Below are 17,896 nucleotides of genomic sequence, written 5' to 3'. Positions count from 1 at the left end.
ATCCGTCCCAGTCCGATGTCGGACAGGCAGTGCGACAGGCTGCGTGGAACTTCCAAAAATTTGGCGTGACCCACGTCACCCCCGCTGGGGACGTCGTTGGGCAGGTCATGGACGTCTTCTCCCGAACGTTCCTTCCGGCCGCCGCCGAGGCTGGCCTGGCCGTGCAGACCGTGAGCCGGCACATGCCGGTCTTCCGGCGCTGCGTCGGCTCCGGTGACGCCACCATCCTGGTCACCCGTTGCAGCCGACCCGACCGTCCGGTCACCGGCGACTACCTGCTGCTGCTCACCCACCGCCGGCTGGTGGTGACCCAGCAGACCCGGCTGCTGCACCGGCTGCGCCTGCACCTCAACACCGAGTTGCGCGAGCTGAGCAACGTCACCTGGAGCCCGGACCCGCGGCTGCACTCGGTCGAGCTGGCCGCCACCGCGATCGACGGGATCCGCGAGCGGTTCCTGATCCGCACCAACCACCCGAAGCAGGTGTGGCAGCTGGACGCCCTGCTCAACCACGCGTTCCGGACCCGACTGCGGACGCCCCGCGAGCGGATCGTCGCCACCATCGGCGACGCGCCAGCGGCCGTACGGCCCAGCGTGTTCCGCCCCGCCGTGGCGCGCTGACGCCAGACCGGCCGGCACGTCGCCTTTACCGAACCCGAACACGCGTCGATCGCGCGGAGGCCGCCAGGTCGGCAATCATGGGCCGGTGACCGTCGAACCGCCGCACCGCGGGCTTGTCCTCGTGGTCGAGGACGAGCCGGCCATCGCCGACCTGGTGCGGCTCTACCTCACCCGCGACGGGTTCGGCGTGCAGCTGGAACGCGACGGCGAGGCCGGTCTGAGCGCCGCCCGCCGGCTGCGACCGGTGGCCTGCGTCCTGGACATCGCGCTGCCCGGCCTGCCCGGCACCGAGATCTGCCGCCGGCTGCGCGAGGCCGGCGACTGGACGCCGGTCATCTTCCTCACCGCCCGCGACGACGAGGTGGACCGGATCGTCGGCCTGGAGTTGGGCGCCGACGACTACGTCACCAAGCCGTTCAGCCCGCGTGAGTTGGTCGCCCGGGTGCGCGCCGTGCTGCGCCGCGCCGCCGGTGGTCCCGACGGCGCGGAGCGCCCACGCGTCGTCGGCCCGGTGACGCTCGACCCGGCCCGCCGGACGGTCATCGCCGCAGGCGCCCCGGTGCAGCTCACCTCCACCGAGTTCGACCTGCTGGCTCACCTCATGGCCCGACCCGGGCGGGTATTCAGCCGGGAGGAACTGCTGGCCGGGGTCTGGGGCTACGCCGCGCACGCCGGCACCCGCACCGTCGACGTGCATGTCGCCCAGGTGCGTGCGAAGCTCGGCCCGGCCAGCGTCATCCGTACCCACCGGGGCGTGGGGTACGCCGTCGATGCCTGACCGTCCCGTCCCGCGACAGCCCGCGCGCTCCGAAACGCCGGCCGTGGCACTGCCGCTGGTCGCCGTCCCTCCGCCGGCCGCACCCCGGCGCAGCCGGTTCGGCGAAACGCTTACCGCCCGGGCGGTGCTCGTCACCTGCGCGGTGGCACTGGTGTCGGTGGTGGTCACCGCCATCGTCGCGGTGCCGCTGGCGATCCGGGGCGCGGAGCGACGCGACCAGGAGGCGCTCGCCGCGCAGGCCCGACTCACCGCCGAGGTGCTGCGGACGCGGCTGGACCGGGGCCGCACCGCCGACGAGGAGCGACTCATCCAGCAACTGCGCAACCAGGGCATCGACGCGTACCTGGTCCGGCGCGGGACCGTCGACCGACCGGGCCTGCCGCCCCGCGTGGTGCAGCGGATCGGGCAGGGCCGCAACGTGTCGGCCCGCCGCCCGGTCGACGGCCACCGTGCCCTCGTCGAGGGCCGGGCCCTGCCCGGCGGCAACGGGGTGGTGCTCTCCCGCGCCTCGTCGAAGGGGCTGTGGCGGCAGGTGCTGCTCAGCCTCTGGCTGCCGCTGCTGGCCGGGCTGGCCGCCGGCGTGGTGGCCGGGCTGCTGCTGGCACGCCGCCTGGCCCGGCCGATCCGCGTCGCCGCGACCGCAGCGGCCCGGCTGCGCGCCGGGGACCGCGCCGTCCGGGTGCCGGTCGAGCCGCCGGACGAGGTCGCCGACCTGGCGGAGGCGTTGAACGGGCTGGCCGCCGCGCTGACCACCAGCGAGGGGCGGCAGCGGGAGTTCCTGCTCTCCGTCTCGCACGAGCTGCGGACCCCGCTGACCGCGATCCGGGGGTACGCCGAGGCGCTGGCCGACGGGGTGATCGAGGCGGACGGCACCGCCGCAGCAGGCCGCACGATGCTGGCCGAATCGCAGCACCTCGACCGGCTGATCGGCGACCTGCTGGCACTGGCCCGGCTGGAAGCCGCCGACTTCCCCCTCGAACCGGCGCCGGTGGACCTGACCCGGCTCGCCGCCGCCGCCGAGCCGACCTGGTCGGGCCGGTGCGCGGCGGTGGGAGTGTCGTTCCGGGTGGAGAGCCCCGGCCGGCCGGTGCCGGCGTACACCGATCCGGGCCGGATCCGGCAGGTGGTGGACGGGCTGTTGGAGAACGCGCTGCGGGTCGTACCCCCGGGGGCGTCGGTGGTGCTCGCGGTCCGGCCGGCTGGCGCGGACCCGGCCGCCGGCGGCGTGCTGGAGGTCCGCGACGGCGGGCCGGGCCTGACCGACGACGACCTGGCGGTGGCGTTCGAGCGGGGAGCGTTGCACGAGCGCTACCGGGGGGTGCGCAAGGTGGGCAGCGGTCTGGGGCTGGCGCTGGCGGCCGGGCTGGTCCGTCGGCTCGGTGGGGACATCGCCGCGGGGCATGCACCGGAGGGCGGAGCGGCCTTCACGGTCCGGTTGCCCGCAGATCCTTACCTGGCCCGAACATCGGCCTGACGCTCCGCTCGTCGTCCCGGGAAATGCTGAGGGCTCCACGGACGAGAGGGAAGCCATGTCACGTTGGGGAATCGCCACTGGCGCCACGGCACTGCTCGCGGCGGTCGCGCTCGGTGTCAGCGGCTGCGGTGCGGCGGAGGTGGCCGGTCAACCCGCCCGGGAGGCCGCCGTCGAAGTCTCTGCCGCGATGGGCGTGGACGGGCAGGCGCTGGCTGCGATGGGCTTCGACGCCAACGACCTGGACGTGCAGACCGTCGCCGCGCCGGCCACCCCGTCTCCCACCGCTTCGGAGAAGGCCCGGGAGAAGCGCGGCGAGGAGTGGCGCAAGCGTCGCCAGGCCCGGGTGCTGCTGCGGAAGAACACCCTGCACGGCGAGGTGGCCGTGCAGACCAAGGACGGCGGTACGCGGACCGTGGCCGTGCAGCGCGGCGAGGTCACCGCGATCGACGGCGACTCGATGACCGTCAAGTCCACCGACGGCTTCACGATGACCTGGAGCTTCGGCGACGACCTGCGGATCGTCGAGCGGCGCGCCACCGTGCAACCCAGCGAGGTCAAGGTCGGCGCGAAGCTCGGCGTCGCAGGAGTGAAGGACGGCGACAAGGGCGTCGCCCGGCTCATCCTCATCCCCCGCGCCAAGTGAGCGAGGGGGCCCTGGTCGACGCCAGGGCCCCCTCGTTCGTCAGTAGACGCGGGAGCCGATGAAGTCGCCGTGACCGTAGCCGACCGGGTTGGCGGCGGTCCGGGCCTCGGACGACCACTGCTGCCGGGTGCTGGTGGAGCAGGCAGCCAACCGCAGTCGGGGAGTGCCCGCGTTGTCGAACGCCACGCAGAGGTTGCTGGCGCTGGCCGGCTTGAGCTGGTTGCCGACGAAGGCGAACTGCTGGGCCGGGGTGCCGTTGCAGTCGTAGATGTTGACAGCGGTGCCGGACGTCATCGATCCACCCGCGACGTCGAGACAGCGGTCGTGGGACAGCTCCGAGTGCAGCGAACGCCGGGTCGCGTCGTACCAGAAGCCCTGGTTGCGCCCGCCGTGGCAGCCGTACGACTGCTGGGCGGTGCCGTTGCGGGAGTCGTAGCCCTTACCGTCGACGCAGGTGTTGGTGGCCAGGTTGCGCAACTGCTTGAACTGGAACAGGCCGGGGTAGAGCACGCCGCTGCCGGTGCTGGCCGGGTCGACACAGGTGGCCTGGTTCTGCCCGGAGTTCCAGAACTGCGTGATGCACTGGGCGAACATGCCGTGCCCACGAGCGTTGGGGTGGAACGACTGCCGGGCGGCGTTCTCGTTCCAGATCCCCACCTCGATGAAGAGGCCACGGACCGAGGTGTTGTCGGTGCACACCTCGTGGCCGTGGAACAGCCGGCTCGCGTCGAGGTACCGGGTGCCGGTGTTGGCGGCGGCCGACCGCAGTGCCGACTCGAACAGCGGCACCGCCTTGTTCCGGGCGAACGCCGCGTCGGCGAGGTAGAGCAGACAGCCGCCGGAGTACCAGCCGGGGAAGTTCGGGTTGTCCTCCACGTCCGGGCTGGCCGGGCCGGGGTACGACATCAGCACCAACTCGTAGTCCGAGCGCAGGTAGCCGGCTCCGGTCATCGTTGCCCGGATGTCGGTGAGCGCCGCCTCCACCGCGCGCCGGCTGCCGTCGGTCCGGATCGTCCACTGGTCGGTGTAGGTGGGGTAGCAGTTGCCCTGGAAGAAGACGCGGCGTACGGCGCAGTCGGTGGCGACCGGCCCGAACTGGATGGTGCCGTCGCCGTTCGCGCCGACCACCACCCAGATCAGCTTGACGTGCGTGTTGCGCGCCTTGATGCCCAGGTAGTCGCCCTGGTTCAGCTCGTTGTGCTGGGTCGGCCCGCCCGCGATCAGGTTCCACGGGGTCGCGCCTGAGCACGCCAGGTTGTATCGCGTGTCCGACTGGATGCCGGTGCGGAAAACCGCCTGGTCGTACGAGCGGTCGCACCAGTTGCCGTTCTGGTGGGTGCCGGGGACGTAGTTGCCGACCCCCTCACCGGAGATCTGACTGTCACCCATGGTGATCAGCGCGGTGCGGCGTTGCTCGATCGGGCGGATCGCCGGGGTGCCGTAGAGGGCGGTCGCCTCGGCGGCCCGGATGGACTCCAGGTTGGCGGGGAGTGGTTGGACGGCGGGTCGGTCGGCGGTGGCGGTCGGGGCGGCGGTGGCGGGGGCAGCCGGTCCGGCGAGCATCGGCAGGACGAGAGCGGCGACGGCAACGGCGACGGTGAGGGCTCGTCGTCGAGTCGCGCGTTCGGGCCTGGCGGGGGTGTCAGGCATCGACGCACTCCTTTCAGCTCAATCGCGGGACGTCGATTGAGTTACCAGACGGTAACGCGACGATCAATGGATGTGAATGCGCCTCGGGTCCTTGCGCGCGGGTTGCCGAACCGCCCGGATCGGACGATCCGGGCGGCAGTCGTGCGCGCGACGCGCGGCGGGATGTGCGGCTTGGCGGTGATCGACTCCAGATCGCCGATATCGGGGTATCCCGGCCAGCAGGACACCCCAACATCGCCGATGTCGTGTTGATCAGCCGGCAGCCCCGGGCCAAGGGCGCCCGTCAGGCCGCCGGCACGTCACCCGCGCCCGTCGGGCCGCGCCCGGCCTGTCACGGCGCGCCCGGCAGGTTGTCCGCTGCGGTCAGCGGCCGGGTGGCAGCGCGTAGCCGACGTAGCCGCGGAACTCCAGCCGCCAGCCAGCCGGAACCAGCTTGGCGCAGGCCGGCTGGCTGCCGGTGCAGACGATCGCGTCCACCGAGGCGGGGTCGGCCGGCGGCCGCTCCGGCAGGACCGACTGAAGCGACACCAACTCGGGCGAACGTCCGTCGGAGTGCCGCAGCAGCAGCCACCACGGGTACTCCCAGTTGTCGTTCTGCTCCACCAGCCCGATCCGGTGGGCACCGCTGTCGCGGACCGCGTCCGCCGCCCAGCGGAACTCGTCGGCCCACTGTGGGCGGCGCAGGAACCGGGTTTCCCAGTCCGAGGTGGTGAAGACCGAACCGGCGCCGACGAGCCGGCGCGGGAAGCCGTACGACAGCGCGAGCACCCCGGCCAGCGCCGAGGTGGCCAGCACGGTGACCGCCGCCATGGTGGCCACCGATCGCTGCCCAGTGCCGGTCATCCCGGCCCGGGCCGCCCCGGACGCACCGGCCGCCGTCTCGGCTGGCGTGCCGGCCGTGTGGGCGTGGCGACGGAAGAGCGCGTCCAGCCAGAGCCCGGCCAGCGGTACGGCGAGGACCAGCGCGTAGAGGATCAGTCGGTTGCCCCACGGCTGCCACTTGATCATCGAGGTGTGCAGCAGCACGGCGACCAGGACCACCACGGCGTACGCGCGCAGCGGCCCCGTCTGCCCCGGCTCGATCCGACGCGGCCTGGTGAGCGCGACCACGGCACCGATCAGCGCCAGCACTCCGGCGATCGGGAAGGCCACCCGGTCCTCGTCCGGATACCAGGCGGGCTCCGGAAAGATCTCCCGGCCGAAGGTGATCGCCCGGTCCTGCGGGTCGACCCCGATCGCCTCCGCGCCGTTGATGATCGCCTCCGCTGCGGCACGCCGCAGCGGCGCCAGTGGCGTGTCGAGCGCGGTGTGCCCGATCCGTAGCGCGTTGACCAGGATCGACGGCGGATCGTGCCGTTCCATCGGGATCGACTCGCGCAGCCGTGGTGGGCCCAGCGGATGCCCGAACTCGGCCGTCACCCGGGCCATGAACGGGCCGACCACCACGGCCGCGACCAGCAGGATCAGCACCGAACCGCCGACGGTGCGGGCCACCGACCCCACCGGCCGGCGCGGCCCCACCCCGCTCGCCAGCCCCACCCCGCCCGGCATCGAGCGGCCGGTCGACCCACCAGCCGGCGTCACGTCGGCCGGCACCGCGCTGACCGGCGCCCCACCGGCCGGCGCTTCACCAGCCGGTGCCCCACGGGTCAGGGCCAGCCGGAGCTGGGCCAGGCCCCAGAGCACCAGCAGTGGCCCCACCGCGATCAGGCCGCTGGTCTTCGTCACCGCCGTCAGCCCGGTGGCCGCCCCCAGCCCCAGCAGGGTGCCCCAGCCGGTCCGTCGGCGCAGCCCGTCCAGCACCAGGGTCGCCGCGCACGCGACCCACGCGGCGCAGACCAGGTCGGTCTGCGTGCTCGTCGCCTGTAGTACGACCATGGGGGTGCTGGCCAGCACGAATGCGGTGATCAGTTGAGCCCGCCGGCTGCCGCCGAGCTGTGCGGTGATCCGGGCGACCGCCACCAGGCAGACGATCCCGGCGGCCCACTGCACCAGGTTGTGCAGCGCGTCGCCGCCGGTCAGCAGGCGCAGGTGCAGCAGCAGGTACTCCGCGCCCGGCGGGATGGTCACCTGCCGGTGGATGGCGGTCGGCCAGAAGTCGAGGTCGCCCTGGGCCACCCACCGTTCCACCTTGGGCAGGTGGTACGTCTGCGAGTCGAAGTTGTTCGGCTCGGCCAGCAGCGCGACAAGCAACTCCAGCAGCACCAGGCCGCCGACGGTGCCGGCGAGCAGCCGCTCTCCCCGACCTGCCGTACGCCAGGCTTCGGCCGCCCTGGCGAGCGGGCTGACGCGTACTCGATCGATCTGGACCGGCGCGACGTCGCGGTCGGTGACCGCGATGGGCCCCGCGGTGCTGGTTCCGCCGGTCAGCGCCGCGCCGACCGGCACCGGCCGGGGTGTGACGGCGGCCGGCTGCACGGAAGCGCGGCGCCACCGCAGCGTTGCGGCCGTCGCGGAGGCCAGCAGGAAGAGCAGCCAGGCGGCGACGAACGCCGGTCGGGTCAGCGCGTGCAGCGCTCCGAGCAGTTCGACGACGAGCACCGCGTACGCCCCGGTGAGCAGGGCGGCTCGCACCACGGCGAGTCGCAGCGGTGCCAGCGCGTCAATCCCGCGCGGCCTCGTCGCGACGGTGAGCAGGAGCACCGAGGCGGCGGGTAACGCCGCGAGCAGGGGGCCGGCAGCCGACATGGCGGGAAGTAAACACCATCTGTCTGAGCCCGCCACGCCGGCTGCCCGACGGTAGCGGCCAGCGTTCGACTGACCAGCCACGCTAGGCTATGCCCGACGTGTTGTCGCCACCGTGGAGATTCCCGTGAAGCTGTCGATCCTCATGCCGGTCTACAACGAGGAAGAACGCATCGCGGATGCCCTCAAGCAGGCATTGGCGGTGGATTACCCCTGCGAGATCGAGCTGGTCGTGGTCGACGACGGCAGCCGGGACGGCACCGGTGAGGTCCTCGGTCGCGCCGACGACGCACGTCTGCGGGTCATCACCCACCAGCGCAACGCCGGTAAGGGCGCGGCCATCAAGACCGCGGTGGACACCGCCGAGGGCGACTACATGGTCATCCTCGACGCCGACCTGGAGTACGACCCGCAGGACATCCCCAAGCTGCTCGACCCGGTGCTCGACGGGCGGGCCACGGTGGTCTACGGCAATCGCACCTTCGGCAGCCACAGCGCCTACAGCTTCTGGTACGTGATGGGCAACAAGGGCGTCACGATGGCGGCGAACGTGCTGTTCAACTCGTACATCGGCGATCTGGAGACCTGCTTCAAGCTGATGCCGGTGGCGCTCTACCGGTCGCTCGAGGTGCGCTCGCGTGGCTTCGGCATGGAGGCCGAGGTGACCGGCAAGCTGCTGCGCCGACGCATTCGGCCGTACGAGGTGCCGATCAGCTACCGGGCGCGCGGTCGTGAAGAGGGCAAGAAGATCACCTGGAAGGACGGCGTCGAGGCGATCTGGATCCTCGGTCGCGAGCGCGCACGCCGCCGTCCCGTCCCCTCAGCCGCGCGCTGACCCCAGGAACGCGCTGATCGACCGCCGCAGACCGTCGGCGTCCAGGCCGTGCCACCGAGCGTGGTCGGCCGGGTCGCCGTACCGTCGCAGATCGGTCTGACCCACCCCGAGCGCCAGCAGCCGATGCGGCACGTCCGCCAGGGCGTGGCTGACGACCGCGCTCGACGTTCCCGCCAGGTACGGCTCGACAAGCACCACGTCGGTCCCGGCGAACGCCCGCAGCCCGGCCGTGTCGAACGGTCGAGGTGTGTGGGTGTACGCGACAGTCACGTCCATCCCCTCGGTCGCCGCCACCGTGGGATCGAGCATCGGCCCGACGGCAACCACGAGCGGCGCGTTCGCCCCGCCCTGCCGCAGCACCCGGAGGCGGTCGGCGTCCGGGTACCCGTGCGTGTTGCGCTGTTCGCTGAGCCGCAGGTAGACCGGGTCGTCGGTGGCCGCGGCGGCACGGAGCAGCGACGTGACCTCGTCGGGGTGCCCGGGCACCCGAACCGTCCAACCGTCGCCCAGCGAGTCGAAGAGCGCCACGTCGGCCGGCGACTGGTGCGTCCGGCCCTCCCGTGATCCGTCGTACGAGGCGCCGATGCTCACCAGGACCGCGCCCACGCCTTGGTGGTCCAGGTCCAACTTGATCTGCTCGTACGTCCGGTCCACCAGGAACGTCGCGTACGAGTGCACGATCGGACGGAGCCCGGTCAGGGCGAGCCCACCGGCCACACCGATCATCAGTTGTTCGCGGATGCCGACGTTGAGCACCCGATCCGGGTGCCGGTGACCGGCCGGCGCGAACTGGCTGGCAGAGATGTCGGCCAGCACGAGCGCGGTACGCGGATCCTCGTCGAGGAGCGCGGCGGTGGTGTCGATGAAGGCCGTACGCATGGCTGTCACCCCTTGCTCTCGATGCGGGCGACCACCAGGTGCGGCCGTCGTGGCCGGTGCCCGGTCAGTGCCGTGTGCAGGGCGGTGTGGTCCCGGCCGTCGACGGTGTCGGCCGTCCAGCCGTTGACGGTGAACCGACTGGCGATGCCACCCGCCCAGCCGTGCGTCGTCGACGAGTTGTCGACCACGACCGCGGTGAGGCTCTCCAGGCCGGTCGCTCCCGCGTACGCGATGGCCTCGTGGTTGGAGCCCTCGTCGAGTTCGGCGTCGCCGAGCAGCACGTACACCCGGGGTTTGATCAGCCCTTGGGCCCGCAGGCCGAGGGCGGTGCCGACGGCCAGCCCGAGCCCGTGGCCGAGCGAGCCGGAGCCGATCTCGACCCCGGGCACCAGCAGTCGGTCCGGGTGGTGGCCGAGCCGGCTGTCCGGCCCGGCCAGGTCGTCGAGCCAGGCGTCCGGAATGAAGCCGTGCGCGGCGAGGACCGCGTAGTAGGCGGCCGGTCCGTGCCCCTTGGAGAGCAGGAACCGGTCCCGCTCCGGGTCGTCGACGGTGTCGGGGGTGACCCGCAACACCCGGTCGTAGAGCACCTGGAGCACGTCGATGGTGGAGTGCGCGCTTGGCGCGTGCTTCTCGTCGCCGGTCAGTCGTCGGATCAGCCCAGGGAGCCGGGGGCCGGTGTCGGTGGTCAATGTGGTGGCCATGTCACTACTCTGTGAGTTGAAGTGCACTTCAACTCAAGGGCCTTGGTGATGCAGGATCTTCTGACGATCGGTGACCTGTCCGTCCGCTCCGGCGTGGCGCCGTCGGCGCTGCGCTACTACGAGCGACTCGGGCTGATCCGCGCTGACCGTACCGGCGGCAACCAGCGCCGGTACGCCCGCTCCGAGCTGCGGCGGGTGGCCTTCATCCGGATCTCCCAGCAGGTCGGCGTGTCGCTGGACGAGATCCGCGCGGCGCTCGACTCCCTCCCCGATGCCCGTACGCCCAGCCCGCAGGATTGGGCGGGGCTGTCCGCGAGTTGGCGGGGTCGGTTGGACGAGAGGATCCGGCTGCTCACCAAGCTCCGCGACGACCTGGACGGCTGCATCGGCTGCGGCTGCCTGTCCCTGCAACACTGCACGCTCAGCAACCCCGGCGACGCACTGGCCGGCGAAGGACCGGGTGCCCGTCTGATGCTGGCCCGACCGGCGGAATCGCCCGCCTGACCGGTCGGCACCTCGCCGGTATCACCCGAGCGTGAGCACCACCTTGCCGAAGTGCTCGTTCGACTCGACGAGCTGGTGCGCCTGCGCCGCCTGGGCCATCGGCAGCCGTCGGTCCACCACCGGCCGGATCCGGCCCGCCTCGATCAACGGCCACACCTCGTCGCGTACGCCCTGGACGATCTCCGCCTTCTCCGCGAGCGGGCGGGAGCGCAGCGACGTCGCGGCGACACTCGCCCGTTTCGTCAGCAGCGCGCCGAGATCCAACTCGGCCTTCCGCCCACCCTGCATCCCGATCACCACCAGACGGCCGCCGGTGGCCAACGCGGAGACGTTCCGCCCCAGGTAGGACGCGCCCATGATGTCGAGGATGACGTCGGCACCTCGGCCGTCAGTGACCCTCCGGACCTCCTCGGCGAAGTCCTGCTCCCGATAGTCGATCGTGTGTGCCGCGCCCAGCTCACGCAGCCGAGGATGCTTGGCCGCCCGCGCCGTGGTCACGACGGTGGCACCGAGGGCCGCCCCGAACTGGATCGCGAACGTGCCGATCCCGCTGCCGCCGCCGTGCACCAGCAGGGTTTCCCCCGCGCTGAGCCGCCCCACCTGGATCAGGTTCGACCAGACCGTACAGGCCACCTCGGGCAGCGCCGCGGCGTCGACCGGGTCGCAGGCCGGCACCGGCAGCAACTGCCCGGCGGGGACCGCGACCCGTTCGGCGTACCCGCCGCCGGACAGCAGCGCGCAGACCTGCTGCCCGACCGCCCACCCGGCGACCTCCGAGCCGATCTCGGTGATCACCCCAGAGCATTCCAATCCGGGGTACGCCGAAGCGCCCGGCGGCGGCGGGTAGTGCCCCTGCCGTTGCAGCAGGTCAGCGCGGTTCACCCCGCTGGCCCGCACATTCACGATCACCTCCCCGGGGCCCGGCTCAGGGTCGGGCACCTCGGCCCAGACCAGGGCATCGGGTCCACCGGGCTGCGGAATGGTGACGGCTCGCATGGCTCAGTCTTACCCGACGCCCAACCGGGCCGCAGGCGGACCCAGCGCATCCCACCGAACACTGTGGACGGCCCAGCCTGCCTGGCCGGCGCATTCGGGGAGGGACGCCGGGCCGCGCGGCGGGAGCCGTGGCAGACTATGCGTGGCCGTACACCCTCGGGTTGCGGCCTGGGAGGGTTCGCCTAGTGGCCGATGGCGCTGGTCTTGAAAACCGGTAAGGCAGCGATGTCTTCGTGGGTTCGAATCCCACACCCTCCGCCCATCTGGGCAGCAAAAACGTCCCCTGACCGCAACGCTGGTCAGGGGGCGTGTCTGCGCTCGTCAGGTTGCCGGCAGGTAAATGGTGATCCAGTCCCTGAGCCGTTTCAGCACCAGAGGATGGACGTTGACCATCTCGATCCGCTCGGCGACCAGTGATGGCTCGATGAGCCCGGCCCGGATCAGCGCGTTGGCGAAGGCGTGGTCCTTCTCCCTGCCGGCTATCAGCTTGGACACGACACAGTCGTGCGGTTCGAGCGTGTAGCCACGTCCCGGTTGGGTGCTTTGAGACTCCACCAGGATCAACCGATCGCGCCAGCCGTCGGGCAGCACCGCGGTCGACACGCTCACGCCCTGGGCGTAGTAACCGTTCGTCTCGTGGAACGGTGAGAGCTCGCCAATGGCGCCGTCTACCTGGTCAGCCTTCCGGTCGTCCGGATCGTTGAAGAATGCCACGTCGACCTCCATGGAGGCGGTGGCTTCCAGCGGGAGTCTGCTCTCCGGGATCGCCCCCAGCACCGACTGGCTGCCGATGACGAGGACGTCCGGGTCTCCGGCGATTTGGCACGCGGCCCGCAGGACATGCTCCAGTTGCTCGCGCCTCACGCCGCTCGTTTCCAACCGCTGCGCGCGAACGACTCCAGAACCTTCTTGCGCTGTGACTGTGACAGGACCCCGGCGAAAGGCGAGTTCTGTCGTAGCTCCACCGCTTCCGGATCATCCGAGGTCAGCGCCTTGAGGACGGCGCCAACGCCCTCGTTGATCGTGTCTTGCCAGCGCTTCAGCCACACCTCGGTCATGGTGTCGCGGTGCTGCCGGAGGAGTCGATCGAGACTCTCCCTGGCCTTGCCCAGTACCGCGTCCGGGTCGGTGACCAGACTGCCCGCCACCGCCTGGTGCAGCCACAGTGACTTGAGTTGATCGCGAGTCAGCTCCGGCTTGGGACGCAGCATCGCCTCAACCTGGCCCCGCTCTATTCTCCGGTGCATGCCGACCTTCACGAACGGCAGTTCTCCGCGCTCGCACAGGTTGACCACCTGCTGGCGCGACGACCCCAGCAGCTTGGCAACCTGACCAGTGGTCAGGAGGTCTCCACTCATGGACGCCATAGTTGAAGCATGCGCTGCAAACGCTAAAAACGCAACTCGCTTGACGGTGTTCTCGCTGGTCAAACCTCGAATCCCACACCCTCCGCCACGACCACCCCGCTGTCACTCCGGCGGGTCGACGGACGGCTTGTTCTTCCGGATCGTCTCGTCAGCCAGTCGCTCGACCGCGCGGCGGCGCTCCTGGGCGAGCGACTGCTCGTCCGGCTTGCGCAGCGCGGTGACGACGGCGATCAGGAAATCACGCCAGATGGATGCCATAAAAGTCCCCCCGTGGAACGTTGCGGCGGCAACAATATCTTCGCGGGGAGATTCCGTGGCAGCAGGCCCATCTGGTCGTCGGCAGCCACCGAACGGGGTATGAAGGGGCAGGTATCTGCCCGCACCGGAAGGACGCGTCCCGATGACCCTGGAACGACCGATCGCCCCGGACCCGTACGAGCTGCTGCCGACGGTGCCCTCGTTCACCCTGACCAGTGACGACGTGCAGAACGGCGAGCCGATGGACGCCCGGCACGCGCACGGCAGCACCGGGGGCGACAACGTCTCACCGCAGTTGACCTGGTCGGATTTCCCGGCCGAGACCAAGAGCTTCACGGTGACCTGTTACGACCCCGACGCGCCGACCGGCAGCGGTTTCTGGCACTGGCTGCTGGTGAATGTTCCGGTCAGCGTCACGCAGTTGCCCAGCGGCGCGGGTGGCGCGGCGACCGCCGACCTCGGCGGCGCGTTCTCCGTCCGCAACGACTACGGCGAGCAGGGCTACGGCGGGGCGGCTCCGCCAGCCGGTGACCGGCCACACCGGTACGTCTTCGCGGTGCACGCCCTCGACGTCGACCGGCTCGATCTGAACCCGGACGCGTCCCCGGCCTATGTCGGCTTCAACCTGACCTTCCACACCCTGGCACGGGCGGTAATCCGCCCCACGTACCAGATCAAGGACTAACGCCAACCCCGCAACCCGCGCGATCTTGCACTTTCTGCCCCGGCATGCCTGGCATAAGGCGCATAACGGCGACCGAAAGTGCAAGATCGCGGGGCGGGGCGGGGCGGGGCGGGCGTGGGGGGGGTTAGGGGTTGACGCGGGCTACTGCGAAGACGGACTGGCCGAACGGGGGGCGGACGAGTTGCTCGGCGGCCTTCGTGGCGGGGAGCACGACGGTGTCGTACACCTTGACCATCGGGCCCTCCTTCGGCATCAGCCGGAAGACCTTGGTGGCCATGAAGTAGCCGATCAATCCGAGCGCGTTGGCGTAGTGGATCTTTTCGACCGTCAGCCCCGCGTCGGTCATCGCCGTGCCGAGCGTCTTCTTCGTGTACCGGCGGACGTGCCCGGTGGCGACGTCGGCCGGGCTCATGGCGAACTCGAAGGCCGGCACGATGATGATCACGGCGCCGCCGGGGCGGACCAGGTCGCGCATGCTGCGCAGCGCGCCCACGTGGTCCTCGATGTGCTCCAGGACGTTGTACGAGACGGCGGCGCTGTAGCTACCCGCCTCGTGGTGCGGCAGCAGCATCTGCCGGACGTCGACGCCGGGCTGGGCGGCGAGCCGCTCCTTGAGCTGCACCAGCCGGTCGGGGTCGGCCTCCGTGGCGGTGAACCGAGGTAGGCGCTGCGACCACTCCAGCGCGTAGTCGCCGAGACCGCTGCCGATCTCGATCGGGTCGTCACCGAGGTACGGCACCGCCAGTTCGACGAACCAGCGGCGGTGGTTGACGGCCGTCGCCAGGCCCTCCAGCACCTCGGACTGGACGCGCTGGTCCCCAGTGATTTCTGCCATGCGTCGATTCCTCACGATATGAACTCGACCCGTGCCTGGACCGACAGAGTGAATCATCCGCTTGGATGGCAGAAGAATCGGGGCAGCGTTGTGGCCGAATTGCGGTCGGGGGGTGGGCACGTGATCGGCGGTCGGCGAACCCGGCACATAGTACGGCAGTACCCCGAAACATGTCACGGCAGAGCCATGCGCTGACTACCCTATGAATTGTCATGACTACTCCCGAATCGGACGCGCCGAGCGACGGCCCGGCCACCGTGTTGCCGGTGGAGAGGGCTGGCGGCGATCGGTTGCGCCGTAACGGGAAGTGGGTCGACCTGGCTGCCGTGCTGAGCTTCGCGGCGCTCGCCTTCTGGGTCACCGGGCGCCTCTGGTTGGACCCGGGCAGTGGGGTGCGCGACAACCGCACCGACCAGTCGCAGTTCGAATGGATGATGGCGCACGGTGCACGAGTCGTCACGCAATTTGCGTATCCATTCCATTCGGACCAGATGAACGTGCCCGACGGCGTCAACCTCATGGCGAATACGTCCGTATTATCCATTTCCTTGCCAATGACGCCGGTCACCCTGCTGCTGGGGCCGCGCGCGGCATTCCTGCTCTTTCTCACCCTGGGGATGATCGCCACCGCCACTGCCTGGTACTTCCTGCTCTCCCGCGTCCTCATCGGCGCTCGCGGGCCGGCGTGGCTGGGTGCGGGCTTCTGCGCCTTCGCGCCGGCGATGGTGTCGCACGCCAACAGCCATCCGAACATCGTGTCGCAGTTCGTCGTCCCCTTGATCATCTGGCGGACGCTGCGGCTCGCCGAGCCCGGTCGCTGGCTGCGCAACGGGGTGCTGCTCGCCCTGGTGATCGTCTGGCAGGCGTTCCTCAACCTGGAGATCCTGCTGATGACCGCGATCGGGTTGGGCGTGATCGTCGTCGCGCTCGCCATCGGTCGCCCGGCCCTGCGGTCACGGGCGCGGCCCTTCCTCGCCGGCCTGGCCGTGGCCGCCGGCGTCGCCGGCCTCCTGCTGGCGTACCCGCTGTACGTGCAGTTCTTCGGTCCCGGCGCGTACTCCGGGCTGTCCAGCCTGATCCGGGGCTACTCCAGCGACCTCGCCTCGTTCGTCGCGTACGCCCGGGAGTCGTTGGCCGGCAGCCCGCGCACCGCCGCGGGCCTGGCCAAGAACCCGACCGAGGAGAACAGCTTCTTCGGCTGGTCGCTGCTGGTGCTGGTGGTCGCCCTGGTCTGGTGGCTGCGGCGCTCGGTGGTGGTGCTCGCGCTGGCCGGGCTCGCTCTGTTCTTCGCGGTGCTCTCGCTCGGTCGGGAGATCCGCTTCGGCGGCCGGGGCACCGGTGTGCCGGGGCCGTGGGCCGCGCTGGAGAACCTGCCGATCCTGCACTCGGTGGTGCCGACCCGCTGGGCGTTGGCGATCACCCCGATCATCGGTGTGCTGCTCGCCTACGGCGCCGAACGGGCCCGCGAGTTGGCCCGCGCACAGCCGGCCGCCCGGCGGCAGATCCGCTTCGCCACCGCGACCGTGCTGACGATGGCCCTGCTGCCGATCCTGCCCACCCCGCTGCCCGTCGTACGCCTCGACCCGGTCCCCACCTTCGTGACCAGCGGCGCCTGGCGGCCCTACGTGGCCGGTGGGCGCAGTGTGGTGACCCTGCCGCTGCCGGACACCACCTACGCGGAACCGCTGCGCTGGTCGGCGGCCACCCGGCTGGACATGCCGCTGGCCCGGGGCTACTTCCTCGGCCCGGACACCCGCCCGAGCGCGGATCCGCCGAAGGTGGCGCTCTTCAGCGCACCGCCGCGCCCCACCAGCAGCTTCTTCGCCACCATCCGACGCACCGGGGCGGTGCCGCCGATCACCCCGCAGGACCGGGTGAAGGCGATCGACGACCTGCGCTACTGGCGGGCCGGCGCGGTCATCCTCGGGCCTCAGGAGCACGAGGACGCGCTGCGTCGGGGGATGACAGAGCTGACCGGGATCCAGCCGGTGTTCACCGGCGGGGTGTGGGTGTGGGACGTCCGGCCGCTGACCGACTGAGCGGGCTCAGGGCTGGCGGACGCAGCAGCCCTGGCAGACCTTCGGGCTGGGCAGCGTGAAGGCGAGGCAGCAGGTGCGCCGCTGCACGGTCGGCTCACCGGTCGGCCCCGGCACCAGCTCGACCAGATCCGCCAGATCGAGCGCCGCGAGCAGAGAGTCGATGCTCTGCACCGTCGGGCCGGGCAGCGCGTCGGCGGCCCGCAGGATGCCGTGCGCGATGCCGGAGGCGACCGAGCCGAGCAGCGTCCGGGTGCCGACCCGGACCTCCGCCTGGATCGCCGTGATGAGCGGTGCCAGGTGCGCGTCGAGCAGTGAGGCGCGCAGCTCGCCCAGCAACTCCGCCTCGTCGGCGACGACGCGTACCTGCGGGAGGCCGGCCAGCGCCAGTGGGTCGCCCGGCAGCACCGCCACGGTGGTGCTGCGGCGCATGCCCAGGGTGAGCAGGGGCCGGTGGTCCTCGAAGTGGATCAGAACGTCGGACGGGTCGAGCAGCGGAACCCGCCGAGCCGAGGCCCATCCGAGCACGACCGGCAGCGCCGTCCAGTAGCTGTACGACTTCCAGGCCAGCGCGGCGCAGGCGTGCGGGGTGCCGCGCCAGCGGACGCTTGCCGCGTGCAGCAGTTCCGGCAGCCGGGTGCCGTCGATCAGGGTGGTCGCGGGCGTCCAACCGAACTCGTCGTCGACCAGCAGGCCGCGGGCGAGCCCGGGGAGGTCGTCGGTGCCGAACATGGCCCGCAGCGTCGCGGTGACGGGGGCGAGCGGCGTGGCGGACATGTCCCGCCTCGGCATCACCGCTGTCACCGTGTCATCCCCCGTTCGCGTGACCGAGGTGCACACCCCGGTGGACGACAGTGCCGTCCAAGCTAAGGCTAGCCTAACCACGCGTGCTGAGTAAGGGAAGCCTCACCTCGATCGCGGCGGGAGGCCCGGGTCACATCGGCTCGACT

Annotated in this window: 18 protein-coding genes and 1 tRNA gene; 9 read left to right on the top strand and 10 right to left on the bottom strand. The window is 71.2% G+C overall.

The window, feature by feature from the left end; translation table 11 throughout:
• The first annotated feature begins 107 nt into the window (after positions 1-107).
• From ABZ808_RS08985 to ABZ808_RS08970, 4 genes are all read left to right on the top strand, one after another.
• Entirely contained in the window at positions 108-620 is a 513-nt protein-coding gene (locus tag ABZ808_RS08985; RefSeq protein ID WP_357004767.1) for a hypothetical protein, read from the top strand.
• 85 nt (positions 621-705) lie between these two features.
• Complete coding sequence (locus tag ABZ808_RS08980; RefSeq protein ID WP_357002951.1) at positions 706-1,398, top strand: response regulator transcription factor; 693 nt, start codon at positions 706-708, stop codon at positions 1,396-1,398.
• Positions 1,391-2,872 (top strand): ATP-binding protein, encoded by a 1,482-nt coding sequence (locus ABZ808_RS08975; RefSeq protein ID WP_357002949.1) that lies wholly within the window; start codon positions 1,391-1,393, stop codon positions 2,870-2,872. The genes ABZ808_RS08980 and ABZ808_RS08975 overlap by 8 nt, the downstream gene beginning before the upstream one ends.
• Before the next feature lie 55 nt (positions 2,873-2,927).
• On the top strand, positions 2,928-3,515 hold the full coding sequence (locus tag ABZ808_RS08970) for a hypothetical protein (RefSeq protein ID WP_357002947.1): 588 nt from the start codon (positions 2,928-2,930) through the stop codon (positions 3,513-3,515).
• A 39-nt stretch (positions 3,516-3,554) separates the two neighbouring features.
• On the opposite strand, the gene ABZ808_RS08965 is transcribed toward ABZ808_RS08970, so the two are convergent.
• Both ABZ808_RS08965 and ABZ808_RS08960 read right to left on the bottom strand, forming a co-directional pair.
• Positions 3,555-5,165: a ricin-type beta-trefoil lectin domain protein gene (locus ABZ808_RS08965; RefSeq protein ID WP_357002945.1), complete on the bottom strand. Its 1,611-nt coding sequence runs from the start codon at positions 5,163-5,165 to the stop codon at positions 3,555-3,557.
• A 363-nt stretch (positions 5,166-5,528) separates the two neighbouring features.
• Positions 5,529-7,853: a glycosyltransferase family 39 protein gene (locus ABZ808_RS08960; RefSeq protein WP_357002943.1), complete on the bottom strand. Its 2,325-nt coding sequence runs from the start codon at positions 7,851-7,853 to the stop codon at positions 5,529-5,531.
• A gap of 124 nt (positions 7,854-7,977) precedes the next feature.
• On the opposite strand from ABZ808_RS08960, the gene ABZ808_RS08955 reads away from it, so the two are divergent.
• Complete coding sequence (locus ABZ808_RS08955) at positions 7,978-8,685, top strand: glycosyltransferase family 2 protein (protein ID WP_357002941.1); 708 nt, start codon at positions 7,978-7,980, stop codon at positions 8,683-8,685.
• On the opposite strand, the gene ABZ808_RS08950 is transcribed toward ABZ808_RS08955, so the two are convergent.
• The gene (locus ABZ808_RS08950; protein ID WP_357002939.1) at positions 8,671-9,564 is read right to left on the bottom strand and encodes a transketolase; all 894 of its coding nucleotides are present in this window, start codon (positions 9,562-9,564) and stop codon (positions 8,671-8,673) included. The genes ABZ808_RS08955 and ABZ808_RS08950 overlap by 15 nt on opposite strands.
• A gap of 5 nt (positions 9,565-9,569) precedes the next feature.
• The gene (locus ABZ808_RS08945) at positions 9,570-10,265 is read right to left on the bottom strand and encodes a transketolase (protein WP_357002937.1); all 696 of its coding nucleotides are present in this window, start codon (positions 10,263-10,265) and stop codon (positions 9,570-9,572) included.
• Positions 10,266-10,313: 48 nt separating this feature from the next.
• On the opposite strand from ABZ808_RS08945, the gene soxR reads away from it, so the two are divergent.
• On the top strand, positions 10,314-10,769 hold the full coding sequence (gene soxR / locus ABZ808_RS08940) for a redox-sensitive transcriptional activator SoxR (RefSeq protein ID WP_357002935.1): 456 nt from the start codon (positions 10,314-10,316) through the stop codon (positions 10,767-10,769).
• 21 nt (positions 10,770-10,790) lie between these two features.
• Here the strand turns inward: soxR and ABZ808_RS08935 are convergent, their stop codons facing one another.
• Complete coding sequence (locus tag ABZ808_RS08935) at positions 10,791-11,765, bottom strand: NAD(P)H-quinone oxidoreductase (RefSeq protein WP_357002933.1); 975 nt, start codon at positions 11,763-11,765, stop codon at positions 10,791-10,793.
• A gap of 171 nt (positions 11,766-11,936) precedes the next feature.
• Here ABZ808_RS08935 and ABZ808_RS08930 point away from each other — a divergent pair.
• Positions 11,937-12,023 (top strand) — tRNA-Ser (locus ABZ808_RS08930).
• A gap of 63 nt (positions 12,024-12,086) precedes the next feature.
• On the opposite strand, the gene ABZ808_RS08925 is transcribed toward ABZ808_RS08930, so the two are convergent.
• The 3 genes from ABZ808_RS08925 to ABZ808_RS08915 all read right to left on the bottom strand — a co-directional run bounded on the left by ABZ808_RS08925 (position 12,087) and on the right by ABZ808_RS08915 (position 13,390).
• The gene (locus tag ABZ808_RS08925; protein ID WP_357002931.1) at positions 12,087-12,629 is read right to left on the bottom strand and encodes a DUF6036 family nucleotidyltransferase; all 543 of its coding nucleotides are present in this window, start codon (positions 12,627-12,629) and stop codon (positions 12,087-12,089) included.
• Positions 12,626-13,123 (bottom strand): helix-turn-helix domain-containing protein, encoded by a 498-nt coding sequence (locus tag ABZ808_RS08920; RefSeq protein WP_357002929.1) that lies wholly within the window; start codon positions 13,121-13,123, stop codon positions 12,626-12,628. The genes ABZ808_RS08925 and ABZ808_RS08920 overlap by 4 nt, the downstream gene beginning before the upstream one ends.
• A gap of 111 nt (positions 13,124-13,234) precedes the next feature.
• Entirely contained in the window at positions 13,235-13,390 is a 156-nt protein-coding gene (locus ABZ808_RS08915; protein WP_357002927.1) for a hypothetical protein, read from the bottom strand.
• A gap of 142 nt (positions 13,391-13,532) precedes the next feature.
• On the opposite strand from ABZ808_RS08915, the gene ABZ808_RS08910 reads away from it, so the two are divergent.
• Entirely contained in the window at positions 13,533-14,075 is a 543-nt protein-coding gene (locus tag ABZ808_RS08910) for a YbhB/YbcL family Raf kinase inhibitor-like protein (RefSeq protein ID WP_357002925.1), read from the top strand.
• Between the two features lie 124 nt (positions 14,076-14,199).
• On the opposite strand, the gene ABZ808_RS08905 is transcribed toward ABZ808_RS08910, so the two are convergent.
• Entirely contained in the window at positions 14,200-14,910 is a 711-nt protein-coding gene (locus ABZ808_RS08905) for a class I SAM-dependent methyltransferase (protein ID WP_357002923.1), read from the bottom strand.
• A gap of 212 nt (positions 14,911-15,122) precedes the next feature.
• On the opposite strand from ABZ808_RS08905, the gene ABZ808_RS08900 reads away from it, so the two are divergent.
• The gene (locus tag ABZ808_RS08900) at positions 15,123-16,949 is read left to right on the top strand and encodes a hypothetical protein (RefSeq protein ID WP_357002921.1); all 1,827 of its coding nucleotides are present in this window, start codon (positions 15,123-15,125) and stop codon (positions 16,947-16,949) included.
• Between the two features lie 6 nt (positions 16,950-16,955).
• Here ABZ808_RS08900 and ABZ808_RS08895 read toward each other — a convergent pair whose 3' ends face one another.
• Positions 16,956-17,738: a ferric iron reductase gene (locus ABZ808_RS08895; protein WP_357004765.1), complete on the bottom strand. Its 783-nt coding sequence runs from the start codon at positions 17,736-17,738 to the stop codon at positions 16,956-16,958.
• Positions 17,739-17,896: the final 158 nt, after the last annotated feature.

Source organism: Micromonospora sp. NPDC047527 (assembly GCF_040643015.1).
In the GTDB taxonomy this organism is placed as follows: Bacteria; Actinomycetota; Actinomycetes; order Mycobacteriales; family Micromonosporaceae; genus Micromonospora.
The sequence above is the reverse complement of the archived record's forward strand: the minus strand, read 5'-3'. Positions and strand labels throughout refer to the sequence as shown.